The organism is Pseudomonas sp. KCJK8993 (genome assembly GCF_046230915.1).
In the GTDB taxonomy this organism is placed as follows: Bacteria; Pseudomonadota; Gammaproteobacteria; order Pseudomonadales; family Pseudomonadaceae; genus Aquipseudomonas; species Aquipseudomonas piscis.
The window spans coordinates 16,842-34,164 of record NZ_JBJJLO010000047.1; the positions used below are offsets into that span (position 1 = coordinate 16,842).

General features: G+C 65.2%; 20 protein-coding genes. 17 read left to right on the forward strand and 3 right to left on the reverse strand.

The genetic code is table 11. The features are described 5' to 3' along the window. Positions 1–35: 35 nt before the first annotated feature. The 3 genes from ACK6AU_RS16605 (at position 36) to ACK6AU_RS16615 (ending at position 1,887) form a co-directional block, all read left to right on the forward strand. Positions 36–932: a CheW domain-containing protein gene (locus ACK6AU_RS16605; RefSeq protein ID WP_185700698.1), complete on the forward strand. Its 897-nt coding sequence runs from the start codon at positions 36–38 to the stop codon at positions 930–932. A 79-nt stretch (positions 933–1,011) separates the two neighbouring features. After that, positions 1,012–1,494 carry a chemotaxis protein CheW gene (locus ACK6AU_RS16610; RefSeq protein WP_011060011.1) on the forward strand — a complete coding sequence of 161 codons (483 nt, stop codon included), beginning with the start codon at positions 1,012–1,014 and terminating at the stop codon, positions 1,492–1,494. Next, positions 1,495–1,887, forward strand: a complete 393-nt coding sequence (locus ACK6AU_RS16615; protein WP_409300113.1) for a DUF2802 domain-containing protein — start codon at positions 1,495–1,497, stop codon at positions 1,885–1,887. A gap of 39 nt (positions 1,888–1,926) precedes the next feature. Here ACK6AU_RS16615 and ACK6AU_RS16620 read toward each other — a convergent pair whose 3' ends face one another. Further along, positions 1,927–2,256, reverse strand: coding sequence for an EscU/YscU/HrcU family type III secretion system export apparatus switch protein (locus ACK6AU_RS16620; protein ID WP_185700696.1), 330 nt, complete (start codon positions 2,254–2,256; stop codon positions 1,927–1,929). Beyond that, positions 2,253–3,839, reverse strand: a complete 1,587-nt coding sequence (locus ACK6AU_RS16625) for a flagellar hook-length control protein FliK (protein ID WP_409300115.1) — start codon at positions 3,837–3,839, stop codon at positions 2,253–2,255. Before ACK6AU_RS16625 ends, ACK6AU_RS16620 begins: the two co-directional genes overlap by 4 nt. 196 nt (positions 3,840–4,035) lie before the next feature. Here ACK6AU_RS16625 and ccmA point away from each other — a divergent pair, with 196 nt between their 5' ends. The 11 genes from ccmA (at position 4,036) to ACK6AU_RS16680 (ending at position 12,669) form a co-directional block, all read left to right on the forward strand. Beyond that, a complete protein-coding gene (ccmA, locus tag ACK6AU_RS16630) occupies positions 4,036–4,671 on the forward strand; it encodes a cytochrome c biogenesis heme-transporting ATPase CcmA (protein WP_085595838.1) in 636 nt (211 codons plus the stop codon). Next, on the forward strand, positions 4,668–5,336 hold the full coding sequence (gene ccmB, locus ACK6AU_RS16635; RefSeq protein WP_185700694.1) for a heme exporter protein CcmB: 669 nt from the start codon (positions 4,668–4,670) through the stop codon (positions 5,334–5,336). The genes ccmA and ccmB overlap by 4 nt, the downstream gene beginning before the upstream one ends. Positions 5,337–5,414: 78 nt before the next feature. Then, positions 5,415–6,170, forward strand: coding sequence for a heme ABC transporter permease (locus tag ACK6AU_RS16640; protein WP_068578478.1), 756 nt, complete (start codon positions 5,415–5,417; stop codon positions 6,168–6,170). Beyond that, the gene (gene ccmD / locus ACK6AU_RS16645; protein WP_022643069.1) at positions 6,167–6,343 is read left to right on the forward strand and encodes a heme exporter protein CcmD; all 177 of its coding nucleotides are present in this window, start codon (positions 6,167–6,169) and stop codon (positions 6,341–6,343) included. Before ACK6AU_RS16640 ends, ccmD begins: the two co-directional genes overlap by 4 nt. After that, positions 6,340–6,795 carry a cytochrome c maturation protein CcmE gene (gene ccmE / locus ACK6AU_RS16650; RefSeq protein ID WP_022643070.1) on the forward strand — a complete coding sequence of 152 codons (456 nt, stop codon included), beginning with the start codon at positions 6,340–6,342 and terminating at the stop codon, positions 6,793–6,795. The genes ccmD and ccmE overlap by 4 nt, the downstream gene beginning before the upstream one ends. Positions 6,796–6,798: 3 nt before the next feature. Next, on the forward strand, positions 6,799–8,787 hold the full coding sequence (locus ACK6AU_RS16655; RefSeq protein WP_409300119.1) for a heme lyase CcmF/NrfE family subunit: 1,989 nt from the start codon (positions 6,799–6,801) through the stop codon (positions 8,785–8,787). Beyond that, positions 8,784–9,320 carry a DsbE family thiol:disulfide interchange protein gene (locus tag ACK6AU_RS16660; RefSeq protein ID WP_022643072.1) on the forward strand — a complete coding sequence of 179 codons (537 nt, stop codon included), beginning with the start codon at positions 8,784–8,786 and terminating at the stop codon, positions 9,318–9,320. Before ACK6AU_RS16655 ends, ACK6AU_RS16660 begins: the two co-directional genes overlap by 4 nt. Next, on the forward strand, positions 9,317–9,787 hold the full coding sequence (locus ACK6AU_RS16665) for a cytochrome c-type biogenesis protein (protein WP_185700692.1): 471 nt from the start codon (positions 9,317–9,319) through the stop codon (positions 9,785–9,787). Before ACK6AU_RS16660 ends, ACK6AU_RS16665 begins: the two co-directional genes overlap by 4 nt. Then, the gene (ccmI, locus tag ACK6AU_RS16670) at positions 9,784–10,989 is read left to right on the forward strand and encodes a c-type cytochrome biogenesis protein CcmI (protein ID WP_409300121.1); all 1,206 of its coding nucleotides are present in this window, start codon (positions 9,784–9,786) and stop codon (positions 10,987–10,989) included. The genes ACK6AU_RS16665 and ccmI overlap by 4 nt, the downstream gene beginning before the upstream one ends. Before the next feature lie 12 nt (positions 10,990–11,001). Next, the gene (locus ACK6AU_RS16675) at positions 11,002–11,415 is read left to right on the forward strand and encodes a hypothetical protein (RefSeq protein WP_185700690.1); all 414 of its coding nucleotides are present in this window, start codon (positions 11,002–11,004) and stop codon (positions 11,413–11,415) included. 111 nt (positions 11,416–11,526) lie between these two features. After that, the gene (locus ACK6AU_RS16680) at positions 11,527–12,669 is read left to right on the forward strand and encodes a hypothetical protein (protein WP_409300123.1); all 1,143 of its coding nucleotides are present in this window, start codon (positions 11,527–11,529) and stop codon (positions 12,667–12,669) included. A gap of 24 nt (positions 12,670–12,693) precedes the next feature. Here the strand turns inward: ACK6AU_RS16680 and ACK6AU_RS16685 are convergent, their stop codons facing one another. Further along, the gene (locus tag ACK6AU_RS16685; RefSeq protein WP_409300125.1) at positions 12,694–13,605 is read right to left on the reverse strand and encodes a LysR family transcriptional regulator; all 912 of its coding nucleotides are present in this window, start codon (positions 13,603–13,605) and stop codon (positions 12,694–12,696) included. Between the two features lie 175 nt (positions 13,606–13,780). Between ACK6AU_RS16685 and ACK6AU_RS16690 the strand changes: the two genes are divergently transcribed. From ACK6AU_RS16690 to ACK6AU_RS16700, 3 genes are all read left to right on the forward strand, one after another. Continuing rightward, on the forward strand, positions 13,781–14,968 hold the full coding sequence (locus tag ACK6AU_RS16690; RefSeq protein ID WP_409300127.1) for a M20 aminoacylase family protein: 1,188 nt from the start codon (positions 13,781–13,783) through the stop codon (positions 14,966–14,968). 85 nt (positions 14,969–15,053) lie between these two features. Further along, on the forward strand, positions 15,054–16,391 hold the full coding sequence (locus ACK6AU_RS16695) for an MFS transporter (protein ID WP_409300129.1): 1,338 nt from the start codon (positions 15,054–15,056) through the stop codon (positions 16,389–16,391). 176 nt (positions 16,392–16,567) lie between these two features. Then, the gene (locus ACK6AU_RS16700; RefSeq protein ID WP_185700687.1) at positions 16,568–17,188 is read left to right on the forward strand and encodes a hypothetical protein; all 621 of its coding nucleotides are present in this window, start codon (positions 16,568–16,570) and stop codon (positions 17,186–17,188) included. The last annotated feature ends 135 nt before the right edge of the window (positions 17,189–17,323 follow it).

Consider the following 17,323-nt stretch of genomic DNA (forward strand, 5'->3'; position numbering starts at 1 on the left):
GTTCACTGTGTGGGGTTTTGTGCGTGGGTGTCCTCATGAATCGTCCACTGGATGTCAAGAACCGGCCGCAGCTGGCGCTGCAGTCGTACCTGGACGCCTTGCTGCAAGAAGCCACCGAGGACGAGCCGCTTCCCGAGGTCGTTGCAGAGCCGGCTCTGCCTGTCATTGAGGCCCGTACCGATGCCTCCAGCGAGGTGCTGGACGAATTCCAGGCCGCGGTACTGGAGGAGCAGGCCCGGGATGCACGGATCCACTACCAGGCACCGCCTGCCGTTCAGGCCGAGGCACCTGCTGCGGTGCCCGTGGCTCCCGTGCAGGATGCACCGGCACCCCTGCCGGCCTCGATCTCACCCGTGGTGCCGATGCTCCAGGCCTTGGTGCCGCCCGTGGTGGAGGTCCACCTGCCACCTGGCAACACGCCGCCACCGGTCGCCGGTAGCGATCGGCCGGCTTGGGCGGCCGAACCTTTCGAATGCCTGTTGTTCGATGTCGCCGGCCTGACCCTGGCGGTGCCCCTGGTGTGCCTGGGGTCGATCTACTCCCTGGCGGGCCAGGACCTGACGCCGTTGTTCGGCCAGCCGGAATGGTTCCTCGGCATCCTGCCGAGCCAGGCCGGCAACCTGAAGGTGCTGGACACGGCGCGCTGGGTCATGCCGGATCGTTATCGCGACGATTTCCGCCAGGGCTTGCAATACGTTATTTCGGTCCAGGGCTATGAGTGGGGGCTGGCCGTGCACCAGGTCAGTCGTTCGCTGCGCCTGGACCCCAATGAAATCAAGTGGCGCAGCCACCGGGGCCAGCGCCCGTGGCTGGCCGGTACGGTAATCGAACACATGTGCGCGTTGCTCGACGTCGCCGAGTTGGCGCAATTGATCGCCACCGGTGGTGCCAAGCAGCTGGCGATCAGTCAAGCGGCCCACAAGCCGAAGTGAACCAACAACAGGTCGCGCCAGTGGGGCGGGGCCATACAGAACACACGCCGTTGCCAACGGTATTTTGAGGGGTCAGGGTATGAATAAGTCGTCGTCTGCACAGGGTTCCGAAGATCCGATCCTGCAATGGGTCACCTTCAAGCTGGATAACGAGTCCTACGGCATCAACGTGATGCGCGTCCAGGAGGTCCTGCGCTACACCGAGATCGCCCCGGTGCCGGGGGCTCCGAGCTATGTGCTGGGCATCATCAACCTGCGCGGCAACGTGGTGACCGTGATCGACACTCGCCAGCGTTTTGGCCTGGTGCCCACCGAAGTCAACGACAACACCCGGATCGTCATCATCGAGGCTGACAAGCAGGTGGTCGGGATCATGGTCGACAGCGTGGCCGAGGTGGTCTACCTGCGCCAATCCGAAGTCGAGACCGCGCCGAATGTCGGCAACGAAGAATCCGCCAAGTTCATCCAGGGCGTCTGCAACAAGAACGGCGAGCTGCTGATCCTGGTAGAGCTGGACAAGATGATGAGCGAAGAGGAATGGTCGGAACTGGAGAGTATCTGATTGATCCTCGAGGTAGCGGTAATCGTCCTGGCGATCCTCTGGGTCGCCACCCTCGCGTTGTTCCTGTCCTTTGCCCGCAACCAGCGGCAGATCGCTGCGCAGCAGGCTGAAGGCGATGCCCTGCGCGACCTGCGAATCAAGGAACTGGCCAAGCGGGTCGATCATTACCAGAACGGCACGGTGCGCATGGGCGAGGACTTGCACGAGCTGCGGGCGGTGGTGGCGCCGTTGCCGGACAAGCTGGCCCAGCTGGAACAGCGCGATCCCTCCACCTTGTCCTTTGCCCAGGCCGCACGGTTGGTGGGCATGGGCGCCAGCGTCGACGAGCTGACCCAATCCTGCGGCCTGACCCAGGCCGAGGCCGAGTTGGTGAGCAAGCTGCATAGAGGCTGAGCATCAGCTTCAAGCATGCAGCTTGCGGCTCATGCTCTTCTAGTCATCGTCGCCGCGCTCGGTGACGTCCTTTTCCGTCTCTATCTGCCGTGGATCGTGGCCTGCCGGGAACTTGCCCTTGAGGTTCCAGGCGAAGGCGATGATCTCGGCGATGGTCCGGTACAGCTCCGGCGGGATGCTGTCGCCCAATTCCAGGCGCGCCAGCAATCTGACCAGTTCGGCGTTCTCATAGATCGGCACTTCATAGTCGCGGGCGATCTTCAGGATCGCTTCGGCCAGTTCGTCATCGCCCTTGGCGGTGAGTGTCGGAGCCTGCTGGCCATCGTATTTGAGGGCGATGGCCTGGCGAGGTGGGGCAGAGTGCTTCATGCGGTTTCGTCGACCCAGCGTTGTTCCAATCGGGTGCGCGGGCCTTGGGGCGGGATGCCGAGATGGCAATCCAGGTCGCCGACATCCAGGCCCGAGGCCAGCAGGCGCTCGCGCAGGCTGCCCAGGTGGCTTTCGATCAGGCTCGCGGTGTAGGGGCGCTCGGCCCATAGTTGGCTGGACAAGCGGCCCTGGAGCAGTTGCGCCTGGACCTGCAGCGGCCCCAGCGGCTCGAGGTCGAAGGCCAGGTCGACCCGCCACAAGGCTTGCCGGGGCTCGCGTTCTTCGCGTTTGTCCTGGGCTTGCTGTTCTGCTTGCGCCGGTTCCTCACGCTGCAACTTGACCTGCAGGGGCACGATGTCCTGCAGGTTGCGCATCGGGATTTCCAGCTGCCAGGTGGTCAGCTGGCGGCCATCGTCGGTACGCCCGCTTTGTTCCAGCCCCGCCAGTTGGTGGCTCTGCAGGCGCGACACCGCCGCGGCGGCCAGGCGCAGCAGTTGTTCCAGGCTGCCCGCGCCTTCCAGGCTTTGCAGCAGGCGCTCCGGCAGCGGGAATCCCCCGGGCGTGGTTTTGGCGCTCACCTGGCCCAGGGTGCCCAGGGCGCTGCGTACAAAGCTGGGCAGGGACTGGGCCAGGGTATTGGCGGCGAGGATCGCGTTGAAACTGGTGGAGGAGGGCAGGGCCGGGGTCAACTGGGCGATCAGGCGCAGCAGGTCGGCCTTCAGATCCGCGGCCTGGCCCGGGTTGCCGGCAGCCAACCGGGCCTCGAGGAACACGCCGCTGCCCAGCAGCGCCTGGGCCACTCCACGGGCGCTGCTCATTTGCTGTGCGTTGGGCAGGTTGCCCAGCAGGCGTTCGACCGCGGCGCGCAGATCGCTGGTCGGGCCGGGCTGGCCGTTGTCGACGGGCAGGTTCTGCAGGGCGTTGAGCAGGCCGCCCAGGGAGCCCTGGCGACTTTGCTGGCTGGCCAGCTGGGCGGCGATCGCCAATTGCTCCTGGCGGTTGCTCAAGGGGACGAAACTCAGGGTCTGGGCATCCGTCACCAGGGCGCTTAGCAGGCTGCCGATACGCAACGGCTGCGGGCTTTCGATGTCCAGGGTGCTGCCGCTCTGGGCGGTATTGAGCAGGCTCACCAGGGAGCGGTACAGCGCTGGCTGGTTGTCGCCCTGGGGCAGCAGTTGCGAGGTCAGGACCTTGCCCTGCAACAGGGTGCCCGGAGGCAGTTGGCTGGTATCCAGGCGGGTCAGGGCGGCGACGCTGGAGGCGATGGCCTGTTGCACGGTAATGGCCAGGTTGGCTGCCGATGGCTGGGTCACCGCCAGGCTGGTGCCCTGGGGCAGGGGTTGGTTGCTGGTGGCTTGCAGGGTGGTTTGCCGGCCATTGTCCAGGGTCAGCTTGAGCAGCAGCTCGAAGGTCTGGTCCGTCTGCTTGAGCGACAGCACTTCGGCCCGGGCGCTCTGGCCGGGCGCGATCAACCCCTCCAGCGGTGGCGTCAGCTTGAGCAGTTCACCGCTGGGCAGCTGCGCGCGCGAGGCTCCGGGAGCGGGCGTCGACGGCAGCGGGAGGATGTTCATTTCGCCTGTCATTCGGACACAACCTGTGGAAATTAACCCCCTGTAAGGTAGGGACTCACATGTATAATGCCGCCCGTCTTTTAAGGAGTGGTAAAAACAATACAATTGTTTGACGCAGCTCTCTAGAACAGGCCGCCAATGCATTTATCCTGCATTCCTTTAACGGCCGCTCCACTGCCGACTTGAACCCGTAAAGGCCCGCTATCCCTTGACCAGCCCTCTTCTCGAAGCCGTTGCACTCGCTTGTGAGCGCGATTGGCGGATGCTCTTTGAACACCTCGAGTTGCGCTTGACGGCTGGAGACATGGTGCAGATCAGCGGTCCCAATGGCAGCGGCAAGACCAGCCTGCTGCGCCTGCTCGCCGGGTTGATGCAGCCCACCAGTGGCCAGGTGCTGCTCAACGGCCAGCCGTTGCAGGCCCAGCGCGCCGAACTGGCCCGCAATTTGTTGTGGATCGGCCATGCCGCCGGCATCAAGGACTTGCTCACCGCCGAAGAGAACCTCAGCTGGCTCTGTGCACTGCACCAGCCGGCCCGGAGCGAGGCGATCTGGCAGGCCCTGGCCGCCGTCGGCCTCAAGGGGTTCGAAGACGTTCCCTGCCATACCCTGTCCGCCGGCCAGCAGCGCCGTGTGGCCCTGGCCCGCTTGTACCTGGACAGTCCGCCGCTGTGGATCCTCGATGAACCCTTCACCGCCCTGGACAAGCAGGGCGTGGCGCAACTCGAGGAACACCTGGCTGCCCATTGCGAGCGTGGCGGCACGGTGGTGCTGACCACCCACCACACGCTTGGCCGCATGCCCTCGGGATACCGCGATATCGACCTGGGACGGTGGGCCGCATGAGTGTCTTTGCCTTGTTGGTGGCCCGTGAGGCACGGCTGCTGTGCCGGCGTCCGGCGGAGTTGGCCAACCCCCTGGTATTTTTCGCGATAGTCGTCGCCTTGTTTCCGCTGGCGGTGGGACCTGAGACACAATTGTTGCAAACCTTGTCTCCTGGCCTGGTCTGGGTGGCGGCGCTGTTGTCCGTCCTGCTCTCGCTGGACGGGCTTTTCCGCAGTGATTTCGAGGATGGATCCCTGGAGCAGTGGGTCCTTTCGTCGCACCCCCTGGCCCTTCTGGTGCTGGCCAAGGTGCTGGCACACTGGATTTTCTCCGGGTTGGCCCTGGTATTGCTCGCGCCCTTGCTGGCGGTGATGCTCGGGCTGCCGGCCGCCTGCCTGCCCGTGCTGCTGCTCTCGTTGTTGCTGGGGACGCCGGTCCTCAGTTTGCTGGGGGCGGTGGGCGCGGCGCTGACGGTAGGGCTCAAGCGCGGCGGCCTGTTGTTGGCGCTGTTGATCCTGCCCTTGTACATCCCAGTATTGATTCTCGGCAGTGGCGCCTTGCAGGCGGCATTGCAGGGCTTGCCGACTACAGGGTTCTTGCTGTGGCTTGGTAGCCTGGCTGCGCTGGCAGTGACCCTGACACCCTTTGCAATAGCGGCTGGCCTGAAGATCAGCGTCGGCGAATAATGAGGTCTGGTTGTTTTTTAACCAGTAAAGACCCTGGCTGTTCGTGTAGACGAAGAGCAACCGTGATGGAAACAACGAATGAACTGGACCTGGTTTCACAAGCTCGGCTCGCCTAAATGGTTTTACGGCATCAGCGGCAAGCTGTTGCCCTGGCTGAGCGTCGCCGCCGTGTTGCTGATTGGTATCGGCGTGGTCTGGGGCCTGGCCTTCGCGCCACCGGACTACCAGCAAGGCAACAGCTTTCGCATCATCTATATTCATGTGCCGATGGCGATGCTGGCCCAGTCTTGCTATGTGATGCTGGCGGTGTGCGGGGTGGTCGGGCTGGTATGGAAAATGAAACTGGCCGACGTTGCCCTGCAATGCGCCGCGCCCATCGGTCATTCCATCACGTTCCTGGCGCTGGTGACCGGGGCCATCTGGGGCAAGCCGACCTGGGGTTCCTGGTGGGTCTGGGATGCCCGGCTGACCTCGATGCTGATCCTGCTGTTCCTGTACGCCGGCCTCATGGCCCTGAACGCCGCCATCAGCAACCGTGACAGCGCCGCCAAGGCCTGTGCGGTGCTGGCGATCGTCGGGGTGGTGAACATCCCGATCATCAAGTACTCGGTGGAGTGGTGGAACACCCTGCACCAGGGGGCGACCTTCACCCTGACCGAAAGGCCCGCCATGCCGGTGGAAATGTGGCTGCCGCTGTTGCTGACGGTACTGGGTTTCTATTGTTTCTTCGCCGTGGTGCTGTTGCTGCGCATGCGCCTTGAGGTACTCAAGCGCGAAGCCCGGACCAGCTGGGTCAAGGCCGAAGTCCAACGCAGCCTGGAGGCCGCACAATGAGTTTTGCATCCTTCAGCGACTTTCTCGCCATGGGCCATCACGGCCTGTACGTCTGGTCGGCCTACGGTATCTGCCTGGTGGTCCTGGTGCGTGAGCTGGTGGCGCCGATCCTCGACCGCAGGAGCTATCTGCAACAAGAGGCGCGTCGTCTGCGCCGGGAGAACGGTAAGTGAATCCGCTGCGTAAAAAGCGTCTTTTGATCATCCTGGCGATCCTGGTGGGTGTCGGCATCGCCGTCGGCCTGGCCCTCAGCGCGCTGAAGGAAAACATCAACCTGTTCTACACCCCGACCCAGATCGCCAATGGCGAAGCCCCCCATGACACCCGCATCCGCGCCGGTGGCATGGTCCAGGCCGGCTCGCTGGAGCGCTCCGCCGACTCGCTGGACGTCAAGTTCGTGGTCACCGACTTCAACAAGTCGGTGACCATCACCTACCGTGGCATCCTTCCGGACCTGTTCCGCGAAGGGCAGGGCATCGTCGCCCTGGGCAAGATCAACGCCGATGGCGTGGTGGTCGCCGATGAAGTACTGGCCAAGCACGACGAGAAGTACATGCCGCCGGAAGTCACCAAGGCCCTGAAAGACAGCGGCCAGTCGGCACCGACGCCGGCCAAGGAGGGTTGAGCCATGAGTTCCGTTTTGTTCGTTCCCGAGCTCGGCCACCTGGCGATGATCCTGGCGTTGTGCCTGGCCCTGGTCCAGGCGGTGGTGCCGTTGCTGGGCGCCTGGCGTGGCGACCGGTTGTGGATGAGCCTGGCGCAGCCGGCGGCCTGGGGGCAGTTCGCCTTCTTGGTATTTGCCTTCGGCTGCCTGACCTACGCCTTCATGAATGACGATTTCTCGGTGGCCTACGTCGCCCACAACTCCAACAGCGCCTTGCCCTGGTACTACAAGTTCAGCGCCGTATGGGGCGCCCATGAAGGCTCGCTGCTGCTCTGGGCGCTGATCCTGGGTGGCTGGACCTTCGCCGTGTCGGTGTTCTCGCGGCAGTTGCCGCAAGTGATGCTGGCCCGGGTGCTGGCGATCATGGGCATGGTCAGTACCGGCTTCCTGTCGTTCCTGATCGTCACCTCCAACCCCTTCGCGCGGATCCTGCCCCAGGTCCCGGCCGATGGCCGCGATCTCAACCCGCTGTTGCAGGACATCGGCCTGATCGTCCACCCACCGATGCTCTACATGGGCTACGTGGGATTCTCGGTGGCCTTCGCCTTCGCCATCGCCGCGCTGCTCGGCGGTCGCCTCGATGCCGCCTGGGCCCGCTGGTCGCGGCCCTGGACCATAGTCGCCTGGGCCTTCCTCGGCATCGGCATCACCCTGGGCTCCTGGTGGGCCTACTACGAGCTGGGCTGGGGTGGCTGGTGGTTCTGGGACCCGGTGGAAAACGCTTCCTTCATGCCTTGGCTGGTAGGCACCGCGCTGATCCACTCCCTGGCCGTCACCGAAAAGCGCGGGGTGTTCAAGAGCTGGACCGTGCTGCTGGCCATCGCCGCCTTCTCCCTGAGCCTGCTGGGCACCTTCCTGGTCCGCTCCGGGGTGCTGACCTCGGTCCATGCCTTCGCCGCCGACCCTGAGCGCGGCGTGTTCATCCTGTTCTTCCTGTTGTTCGTGGTGGGTGGCTCGCTGACCCTGTTCGCCCTGCGCGCACCGGTGGTCAAGAGCCAGGTGGGCTTCAACCTGTGGTCCCGGGAAACCCTGTTGCTGGGCAACAACCTGGTGCTGGTGGTGGCCGCCTCGATGATCCTTCTGGGGACCTTGTACCCGCTGGTGCTGGACGCCCTGAGCGGCGCCAAGCTGTCGGTGGGGCCGCCGTACTTCAATGCGCTGTTCATCCCGCTGATGGCCCTGTTGATGGTGGTGCTGGCGGTGGGCGTGCTGGTGCGCTGGAAAGACACCCCGGTCAAATGGCTGCTGGGCATGCTGGCTCCGGTGTTGCTGGGCAGCGTGGCCCTGGCCGTGGTGGCGGGCATCGCCTATGGCGACTTCAACTGGGCGGTGCTGGCGACTTTCCTGCTGGCGGCCTGGGTGGTGTTGTCCGGAGTGCGGGATATCTTCGACAAGACTCGCCACAAGGGCTTGCTCAAGGGCCTGCCGAGCCTGACCCGCAGCTACTGGGGCATGCACCTGGCGCACCTGGGGATCGCGGTCTGCGCCCTGGGCGTGGTGCTGTCGAGCCAGAGCAGCGCCGAGCGCGACCTGCGCCTGGAGCCGGGCGAGTCCATGGAACTGGCCGGCTACCACTTCATCTTCGAAGGCGCCAAGCACTTCGAAGGACCGAACTTCACCTCCGACAAGGGCACTGTCCGCGTCGTGCGCAACGGCCAGGAAGTGGCGGTGCTGCATCCGGAAAAGCGCCTGTACACCGTGCAGAGCTCGATGATGACCGAGGCCGGGATCGACGCCGGTTTCACCCGTGACCTGTATGTCGCCCTCGGCGAGCCCCTGGGCAATGGCGCCTGGGCGGTGCGGGTGCACGTCAAGCCGTTCGTGCGCTGGATCTGGCTCGGCGGCCTGCTGACCGGCCTGGGCGGGGTTCTGGCGGCGCTGGACCGGCGTTATCGAGTCAAGGTCAAGAGCCGGGTGCGTGAAGCGCTGGGCATGACAGGAGCCACTGCATGAAACGCTGGATGATGATGTTGCCCCTGGCGCTGTTCCTGGTGGTGGCGGTGTTCCTCTATCGCGGGTTGTACCTGGACCCCGCCGAGCTGCCATCGGCGATGATCGGCAAGCCGTTCCCGGAGTTTTCCCTGCCTTCGGTTCAGGGCGACAAGACCCTGACCCGCGCCGACCTGCTGGGCAAGCCGGCGCTGGTCAACGTCTGGGGCACCTGGTGCATTTCCTGCCGGGTCGAGCACCCGGTGCTGAACAAGCTGGCCGAGCGTGGCGTGGTGATCTACGGGATCAACTACAAGGACGTCAACGCCGATGCCCTGAAGTGGCTGGCCGAGTTCCACAATCCCTACCTGCTGGACGTGCGCGACGAGGAGGGCTCCCTGGGCCTGAACCTCGGCGTGTATGGCGCCCCGGAAACCTTCTTCATCGACGCCAAGGGCATCATCCGCGACAAGTACGTCGGGGTGATCGACGAAGTGGTCTGGCGCGAGCAACTGGCCGCCAAGTACCAGGCCCTGGTCGACGAGGCCAAGCCATGAAGCGCTGGTTGATCGCGGCCCTGCTGGGCCTGGGTATCGTCGGGGTGGCCCGGGCGGCCATCGACACCTACCAGTTCGCCAATGACGGCGAGCGTGAGCGGTTCCACGAGCTGACCAAGGAGTTGCGCTGTCCCAAGTGCCAGAACCAGGACATCGCCGACTCCAACGCGCCCATCGCCGCGGACTTGCGCAAGGAAATCTTCCGCATGCTCGGCGAAGGCAAGGACAATCAGCAGATCATCGACTTCATGGTCGATCGCTACGGTGATTTCGTGCGCTACAACCCGGCCCTGACCGGCAAGACCGCCTTGCTCTGGTTCGGCCCCGCCGGGCTGCTGCTGGGCGGCGTGGTGATCATCGCCGTGATTGTCCGGCGCCGCCGCGCCCAGCGTAGCGACAGCCCGAACACGCTTTCCGCCGAAGAGCGGCAGCGCCTCGACCAACTGCTGGATAAAAACCACCCATGACTGATTTCTGGCTCGCGGCAGGCCTGTTGCTCCTGATCGCCTTGAGTTTCCTGCTGATCCCTATACTGCGTGAGCGTCGCGTCCAGCGCGAAGAGGACCGGACCGCGCTCAACGTTGCGCTGTATGAAGAACGCCTGGCCGAGTTGCAGGGCCAGCAGCAAGAAGGTGTGCTCAGCGCCGAACAACTGGACAGCGGCCGGGCCGAGGCCGCCCGCGAGCTGTTGGCGGACACCGAAGGCAACGGCCAGGTGCGCAGTACGCGGCTGGGCAAGCCGCTGCCCTTGCTGGCGGCGGTGCTGGTGCCGCTCCTGGGCCTGGGCCTGTACCTGCACTTCGGCGCCAGCGACAAGGTCGAGCTGACCCGCGAGTTCGCCCAGGCGCCGCGGACCATGGAGGAAATGACCCAGCGCCTGGAGCGTGCGGTGGCGGCCCAGCCGGACTCCGCCGAAGGCCTGTACTTCCTCGGGCGCACCTACATGGCCCAGGATCGGCCGGCGGATGCGGCGAAGATCTTCGAGCGCACCGTGGCCCTGGCCGGGCGCCAGCCCGAGCTGCTGGGGCAGTGGGCCCAGGCCCAGTATTTCGCCGATGACAAGAAGTGGTCGGACAAAGTACAGGCCCTCACCGACGAAGCGCTCAAGGCCGATCCCAATGAGGTCACCAGCCTGGGCCTGCTGGGTATCGCCGCCTTCGAAAGCGAGCGGTTCCAGGACGCCATCGACTATTGGAAGCGCCTGCAGGCGCAACTGCCGCCGGACGACAAATCCCGTGCAGCCCTGCAAGGCGGGATCGACCGGGCCAGCGAGAAGCTGGCGGCAAGCGGTGGCAAGGTGGCCGTCGAGCCCGCGACCAAGGCCAAGGGGGCGCTGCTCAAGGTCCGGGTCGACCTGGCCGCCGAACTCAAGGCCAAGGTCCAGCCGGGCGACAGCGTGTTCATCTTCGCCCGCGCCACCCAGGGGCCACCGGCGCCCTTGGCGGCCAAGCGCCTGACCGTGGCCGACTTGCCGGCCACCGTCGAGCTGGGGGATGCCGACGCGATGATGCCGCAGCTGAAACTGTCGAACTTCCCTGAAGTCCAACTGGTTGCGCGTGTTTCCCGCGCTGGCCAGCCAACGGCCGGTGAATGGGTCGGACACAGCCAGCCCCTGGCCAGCAGCACCACCACGGCCCAGCAGCTGACCATCGACAGCCCGGATAAATAAAGAGAAACCACCATGACCGCCATCGCTCGCATCACCCTGTTATCCCTGGTCCTGGGGTTGAGCGCTTGTACGGTCCAGCGGCCGCTACCCAGCAGTTCCGAGCCCATCCCGCCTGCGGGGCCGAGCACCCGCCCGGCTCCGTCCACGGCGCCCTCCGGCAAGCCTGCCACGCCCCATGCGCCAGCGCCTGCAACCAAGGCCTTGCCACGCACCTCGGCCAGCTTCGCTCCGCCTCCGGGCGGGCACAGCCACTGGGACCCTCGACTGGGGGTCTACGTGCTGGATAACCAGGACAACACCTTTTATCGCCAGCGCACCTACTATCGCTGGAACAACGGCTGGAGCCGCTCCATCAGCCCCGACGGCCCCTGGGAAGACACCGATATCCATGGCGTGCCCGCCGGGCTCGGCCGCCAGTTCCAGTAAAGCCGTACCCTCGCCAAGGCCCATCCCAGGGCCTTTGTCGCACATGCTTAAGCCTCGTGGACCTTGGCCGATACAGCGAGGTGTTCCTGAGCCGCTGCCGTTGAGCGACCGATGAAAAAATCCCTGAACAAACCCTATTTCCTGCCGATGCTGTTCTGGCTGGCGCTAAGCAGCGTGCTGTTGCTGCTCTACGGATCGGGCCCGGCCGAAGTGCCGGAACTGATCTATCTGTCGGTGCAGCCATTGTCCTTGCTGGTGGTCTTCGCGTTTTTCTATTACTTCTGTTGCTGGACCTTCATCTCGGTATTCCCGCTGACCGAGGTGGGTTGGAAGAAGGTGGACTACGGCTGGCTGACGCTGGCGTCCCTGGCCCTGATCAGTGCCACCCAGGTGGTGCGGGTGGATTGGTTCCAGAGCGACTATCGCCTGGCGCAGGGCGCCCAGGCCGGATTGCAGCGGCGGGTAATGGCGGACATCGACGACCTGCTGGCCCCCGAACTGTGCAAGTCGGCGCCCCAGCGCCTTGAACCCCAGGACGCCGCCCAGGTGCTCAACCTGTGCGAGCGTTTTGCCAGCTTGCCGCGCATGGACGATGGTCGTTTGTCGATACTGGCGGTGACCCAGGTGCAGCAGGCCCTGGGGGATCTGCGCGGCGAGTACTCCTCGGCCGTGGTTGGCCAGTGGCTGGAGCGCCTGGCCGAAGACTTCGCCGAACAGCAGCGCCAGGGCAAGGAGGTCGATCGCCTGCGCGCGCTGACCGAAACCAGCCGGGCCGAAAAAATCTATAGCTACTTCGCCCCCTTGCTGCTGGTGTTCGCCCTGGCCCTGCGGGCCTCGAAGGTCACCGGCGAAGTACGGCTCAAGGTGCCGAAGCGGCGCAAGCTGTGGCTGATCGTCAACCGCCGGGTGGTGCTCGACGGCCTGGGCTTTGCCCGGGGCGCCCGGGCCCGGCTCGACGAGGCGCTGGGCAATTGGCGGGTGGCGGGTTGGGGCGTGGTGCACCTGGCCTGCGATTTCATCATGGCGGCCGGCCCCCAGGACACCCCGGTGGCGGTGAGCGCCGGCTTCTACGAGAACGAATTCCACCTCGCCAGCCCGGCCGACTTCGATGGCAGCGAGTTCGTCGAGTGGGCGGCCACCCAGGTCATCGACACCCTCTACCTGGTGGGTGAAACCGATCCGCAACTGCTCGCGCTGGTTCGCCGCTGGGGCGCGGCGGCGAACATCGAGGTGCTGATCCGCGAGCGGATCTGAGCCTGGGCCATGCCAAAGCCCGGGTTACCAGCCGAACACCGGGCTTTGGCCGAACCATTGCACCGCCTGTTCCCGCAAGGCGTTGACCAGCTGCGAGTCGCTATGGTTCTGCAACTGCGCCAGGACGATACGCTGCAACGGCAAGGCTTCGCTGATGGGGCGCACCGCCAACGGTTGGCCGTCGTAGCTGTGATCGCCAAATGGCCGGGTATAGGCCAAGCCCACGCCCAGGCCGTTGGCCACCAGCCCGCGTTGCAGTTCGAAGGATTGGGTCTTGGTCAGGCTCCGGGGCTGCAGCCCATGGAAACGCAACAGGTCCAGGAAGTGCTGCCAACTGTAGGCCTGCCCGGTCAGGACCAGGGGGTGCTTGCACAGCTGGCCCAGGCTGACCGCTTGCTGGGCCGCCAGGGGATGCCCGGCCGGCAACAAGGCATGGGCCGCCAGTTCGCATAGCACGGTGGTCTGCACGCCATCCGGCAGGCCCAGGTCGTAACTCAGCGCGGCGTCCAGGCTGCCGTTGCCCAACTGCTTGCCGATCTGGTCGAACCCGCACTCGCGAATGCTCACCTTGATCCCTGGATGGCGCTGTTGCAGGCCGCGCAGCAGCTGCGGCAGGCAGTAGGGGGCCAGGTCTTCGAAGCACGCCAGCATCAGTTCGCCGGACAGTGAATGACCGCTGTCCGCCAGGTGTTCCAGTTCATCTACGCCGGCCAGGATCTGCCGGGCCTTGTCCATCGCCAAGCGGCCGAAGGGAGTGAGGCTCATGCCTTGCCCACGTTGGCGGATGAACAGCAACTGCCCCAAGTGGCTCTCCAGTTCGCCGATCGCCGCCGAAATCGCCGGCTGGGACACGCTCAAGTGCTCGGCGGCCTGGGTGATGTTGGTGTGGCGAGTGACCGCCAGGGCATATCGCAGGTGGCGCAGGCTGATCTTCATAAGAAATTCCGAGGAGCCAGATCGGAACATATTATTTTATTTTTGCCAGGACCTGGGGCGATAGTCGGCGTGCCGTAGCGACGGGGTCCGCCCTGGCGCGCTGGCGACTTCCTACAAGAGCCTGACAGCGTCTCAGCCGACGATCGGGCCGTACGACATCGCTGAGGAGTAACCCATGCCGAACCAAGCGATCCTGCCTGAAGTACAGGCGTTGACCCCCGCCATGACTGCCCTGCGCCAACACCTGCATGCTCATCCCGAACTGAGCTACGAAGAATTCGAAACCAGCCGCCTGGTAGCCGCCAAGCTGCGCGAGTGGGGCTACGAAGTCCACCAGGGGCTGGCCGGCACCGGGGTGGTCGGCTCGCTGCGCAAGGGCCGCAGTGCTCGGGTCATCGGCCTGCGTGCGGACATGGACGCGTTGCCGATCCTGGAGACCAGCGGCCTGCCTTATGCCAGCCGCCACGAGGGCAAGATGCACGCCTGTGGCCACGACGGGCATACGGCGATGCTGCTCGCCGCCGGCCAGTGCCTGGCTCGGGATATCGACTTCGATGGCACTGTGCGCCTGATTTTCCAGCCCGCCGAAGAGGGGCATGTGGGGGCGCGCAAGATGATCGAGGACGGCCTGTTCCAGCTGTTCCCCTGTGATGCGGTGTTCGCCATGCACAACTGGCCGGGCCTGCCGGTGGGGCGCTTCGGCTTCCTGGCCGGGCCGTTCATGGCGTCGGCCGATACCGTCACTATCCGCATCCATGGTCGTGGTGGGCATGGCGCCATGCCCCACGACACCGTGGACCCGGTAGTCACCGCCGCTTCACTGGTCATGGCCTTGCAGACGGTGGTGGCACGCAACGTACCACCGCTGGACATGGGCGTCGTCGGGGTCGGAGCGATCCACGGCGGCAGCAGTTCGTCGGTGGTACCCGCCAGTGTCGAACTGGCCGTGACGGTCCGCGCCTTGAAGAACGCCACCCGCGACCTGCTGCTCAGGCGTATCGACGAACTGGCCCACGCCCAGGCCCGGGCCTATGGGGCCAGGGCCGAAGTGCTGGTCAGCCCCAATGCCTTTCCGGTGCTGTACAACCATCCGCACGAAACCGCGCTGGCCCGTGGGGTGGTCCAGGATTGGCTGGGCGACGAGGGCTTGGTGGCCGATATGCAGCCGATGACTTGCAGCGAGGATTTCTCCTTCATGTTGCAGGCCTACCCCGGCAGCTACCTGGTCATGGGCAACGGTGAGGGCAGCGAAGGCGGTTGCCTGCTGCACAACCCCGGTTATGACTTCAACGATGCCAGCCTGCCCTATGGCGCCACCTACTGGGTGAAGCTGGTGAGCACCTTCCTGGGGCCGGACGACTGATCCGTAGCCGTTGACCGTGATCCGGCCGGGCCTGCCCGGGCTGGCCGGTGGTGAGTGTCTATTGCCTTGTGCCCAGGAGAACGTCATGAGCATTGTTCAGCAGTCCTATGCGCCGCTGGTGGCGCCTGCTCTTCGCGTATCCCGCCGCCGGGTGATTGTCGGTACCACTATCGGCAACGCCCTGGAATTCTTCGACTTCACGGTGTTCAGCTTCCTGATGCTGTTCATCGGCCCGTTGTTCTTTCCCTCGGCTTCCTCCTACGGCCAATTGCTCTTGACCACCGCCACCTTCGGCGTGGGGTTCCTGATGCGTCCGGTGGGTGCGCTGCTGATCGGTTCCTATTCCGATCGTTTCGGCCGGCGTTCGGCGTTGACCCTGACGTTGCTCCTCATGGGCCTGGGTTGCGCGATGATGGCCCTGACCCCGACCTATGCCCAGATCGGCATGGTCGCGCCGCTGGTGATGGTCCTGGCGCGGCTGATCCAGGGGTTCGCCGCCGGGGGCGAGGTGGGGGCGGCGACCACCTTGCTGGTCGAGCATGCCCCGGCATCGCAGCGAGGCTTCTATGCCAGCTGGCAGTTCGGCAGCCAATCCCTGGGGATTTTCCTCGGCGCGATCATGGTCGCCGCCCTGGTGGCTGGCCTGGGCCAGGCAGCGATGGCTGGATGGGGTTGGCGCATCCCGTTCTTCATCGGCATGCTCACCGCCCCGGTGGGTTGGTACATTCGCCGGCACCTGGAAGACACGCTCGTGGCCGGCGTATCCAGCGCCCATAGCCGGCAGGCCATGGAGCGGGCCGCCCGCAGCAGCCCGTTGCGCGAATTGTTCGGCCAGCACAAGGCCACCCTGGGCAAGAGCGTGCTGCTGATGCTGGGCGCGATGGTCTCGACCCAGATCATCGCGTTCTACATGCCGGCCTATGCCGCCCGGGTGCTGGGCTTGCCCACCACCTCCAGCCTGCTGGCCAGCGTGGTGGTGGGAGCCGTGTGCTTCCTCTTGTCGCCGCTGGTGGGCTGGCTGGCCGATCGCTGGGGGCGCAAGCGGGTGATCTTCCATTCGCGGCTGTGGACCCTGGTGGCGATCGTCCCGTGCTTCCAGTGGTTGATCGCCGCTCCCAGCCTGGCCAGCCTGTTGCTGATCATCGGTTTGTTATCGGTGCTGCTGACGCTGCAGACCGTGCCGGGGATCACCATGCTGCCGGAGATGTTCCCCAAGTCCGTACGCACCTGCGGCATGGCTGCGGCCTACGGCATCGGCGTCTCGGTGTTCGGCGGTTTCGCCCAGTTCTTCGTGACCTGGCTGTTGCAGGTGACCGAACAACCCCTGGCCCCGGCCTGGTACATGATGGGGACGGTCGCCTTGTCCACCCTGGTGCTGGTGTGGGTTCGCGATCGAACCGGTGAAGACATCGACGCCAGCTGAGCCCGGGGGTAAGGCATCTCGAGCAACGGCAAAAGCGGGACGTGCCTGGCCGCCAGTCCACCCAGGCGCCGGCCAGGCATTTACTTGGCTCGCGCCTGGTAGCAGGCTGGTGGTCTTTCCGGGCCGGCTGCTGGCTCGGTCCTGTACCGCTTCGCTCTGCCGAGGACCTTGTTGCCATGAAACCATCTCTGCCTGTGTTGTGCGTTATCCAATGCTTCGCCCTGATGGCCCTGCTCGGCAGTGCCCTGGCCCAGGAGGCGCCCGGCATGCGCATTGGCGTGCGGGGGGAGATCACCGGTGTTAGCGGCGATGTGCTGCGGGTGCATGCCAATAGCGGGGAGAACGTCAGCATCGAGTTGACGCCGCAGACCCAGGTCCGCGCCGTGACCCTGGCCAACATCGAGGACATCAAGCCGGGCAGCTACATCGGCTCGGCGGCCATGCCCATGGCCGATGGCACCCTCAAGGCCCTGGAAGTGCATGTGTTCGCGCCGCAGATGGCCGGCACCGGTGACGGCCACCGGCCTTTCGACCTGGCCCGGGGCAGCAGCATGACCAATGGCAGCGTCGGCGACCTGGTGGTGAGCAATGGCCGGACCCTGACCGTCAACTACAAGGGCGGCCAGCAGAAGATCCTGGTGCCGGACGACGTGCCCATCGTCAACCTGGTGCCGGGGGATCGCAGCTTGCTCAAGGCCGGGGTCAAGGTGGTGATGTTCGTCATCCAGGGCGCCGACGGCAAACTGATCGCGCAATCGATTTCCGCCGGCAAGGACGGGGTGGCTCCGCCCATGTAAGGCCGTTGTCTGCGGCGTGGAAGATCCCGCTCCGGCTCTGCGGTGCCCAGGCTTGCATTGCCAAATGTTGCAGCACGCGGGTTGCAGTGGAAGTCGCCAAAGCCTTGGTTTACGGTTTCCGGTCGTTCAATGCGC

Bases quoted from the DNA above. Each gene is read 5' to 3' on its own strand.
- ACK6AU_RS16675 (WP_185700690.1), top strand. From the start codon at position 11,002: ATGACCGCCATCGCTCGCATCACCCTGTTATCCCTGGTCCTGGGGTTG.
- ACK6AU_RS16625 (WP_409300115.1), bottom strand. From the start codon at position 3,839: ATGACAGGCGAAATGAACATCCTCCCGCTGCCGTCGACGCCCGCTCCC.
- ccmD (WP_022643069.1), top strand. From the start codon at position 6,167: ATGAGTTTTGCATCCTTCAGCGACTTTCTCGCCATGGGCCATCACGGC.
- ACK6AU_RS16620 (WP_185700696.1), bottom strand. From the start codon at position 2,256: ATGAAGCACTCTGCCCCACCTCGCCAGGCCATCGCCCTCAAATACGAT.
- ACK6AU_RS16655 (WP_409300119.1), top strand. From the start codon at position 6,799: ATGAGTTCCGTTTTGTTCGTTCCCGAGCTCGGCCACCTGGCGATGATC.
- ACK6AU_RS16665 (WP_185700692.1), top strand. From the start codon at position 9,317: ATGAAGCGCTGGTTGATCGCGGCCCTGCTGGGCCTGGGTATCGTCGGG.
- ACK6AU_RS16605 (WP_185700698.1), top strand. From the start codon at position 36: ATGAATCGTCCACTGGATGTCAAGAACCGGCCGCAGCTGGCGCTGCAG.
- ACK6AU_RS16695 (WP_409300129.1), top strand. From the start codon at position 15,054: ATGAGCATTGTTCAGCAGTCCTATGCGCCGCTGGTGGCGCCTGCTCTT.
- ACK6AU_RS16690 (WP_409300127.1), top strand. From the start codon at position 13,781: ATGCCGAACCAAGCGATCCTGCCTGAAGTACAGGCGTTGACCCCCGCC.
- ACK6AU_RS16685 (WP_409300125.1), bottom strand. From the start codon at position 13,605: ATGAAGATCAGCCTGCGCCACCTGCGATATGCCCTGGCGGTCACTCGC.
- ACK6AU_RS16610 (WP_011060011.1), top strand. From the start codon at position 1,012: ATGAATAAGTCGTCGTCTGCACAGGGTTCCGAAGATCCGATCCTGCAA.
- ACK6AU_RS16700 (WP_185700687.1), top strand. From the start codon at position 16,568: ATGAAACCATCTCTGCCTGTGTTGTGCGTTATCCAATGCTTCGCCCTG.
- ACK6AU_RS16640 (WP_068578478.1), top strand. From the start codon at position 5,415: ATGAACTGGACCTGGTTTCACAAGCTCGGCTCGCCTAAATGGTTTTAC.
- ACK6AU_RS16660 (WP_022643072.1), top strand. From the start codon at position 8,784: ATGAAACGCTGGATGATGATGTTGCCCCTGGCGCTGTTCCTGGTGGTG.
- ACK6AU_RS16680 (WP_409300123.1), top strand. From the start codon at position 11,527: ATGAAAAAATCCCTGAACAAACCCTATTTCCTGCCGATGCTGTTCTGG.
- ccmI (WP_409300121.1), top strand. From the start codon at position 9,784: ATGACTGATTTCTGGCTCGCGGCAGGCCTGTTGCTCCTGATCGCCTTG.
- ccmB (WP_185700694.1), top strand. From the start codon at position 4,668: ATGAGTGTCTTTGCCTTGTTGGTGGCCCGTGAGGCACGGCTGCTGTGC.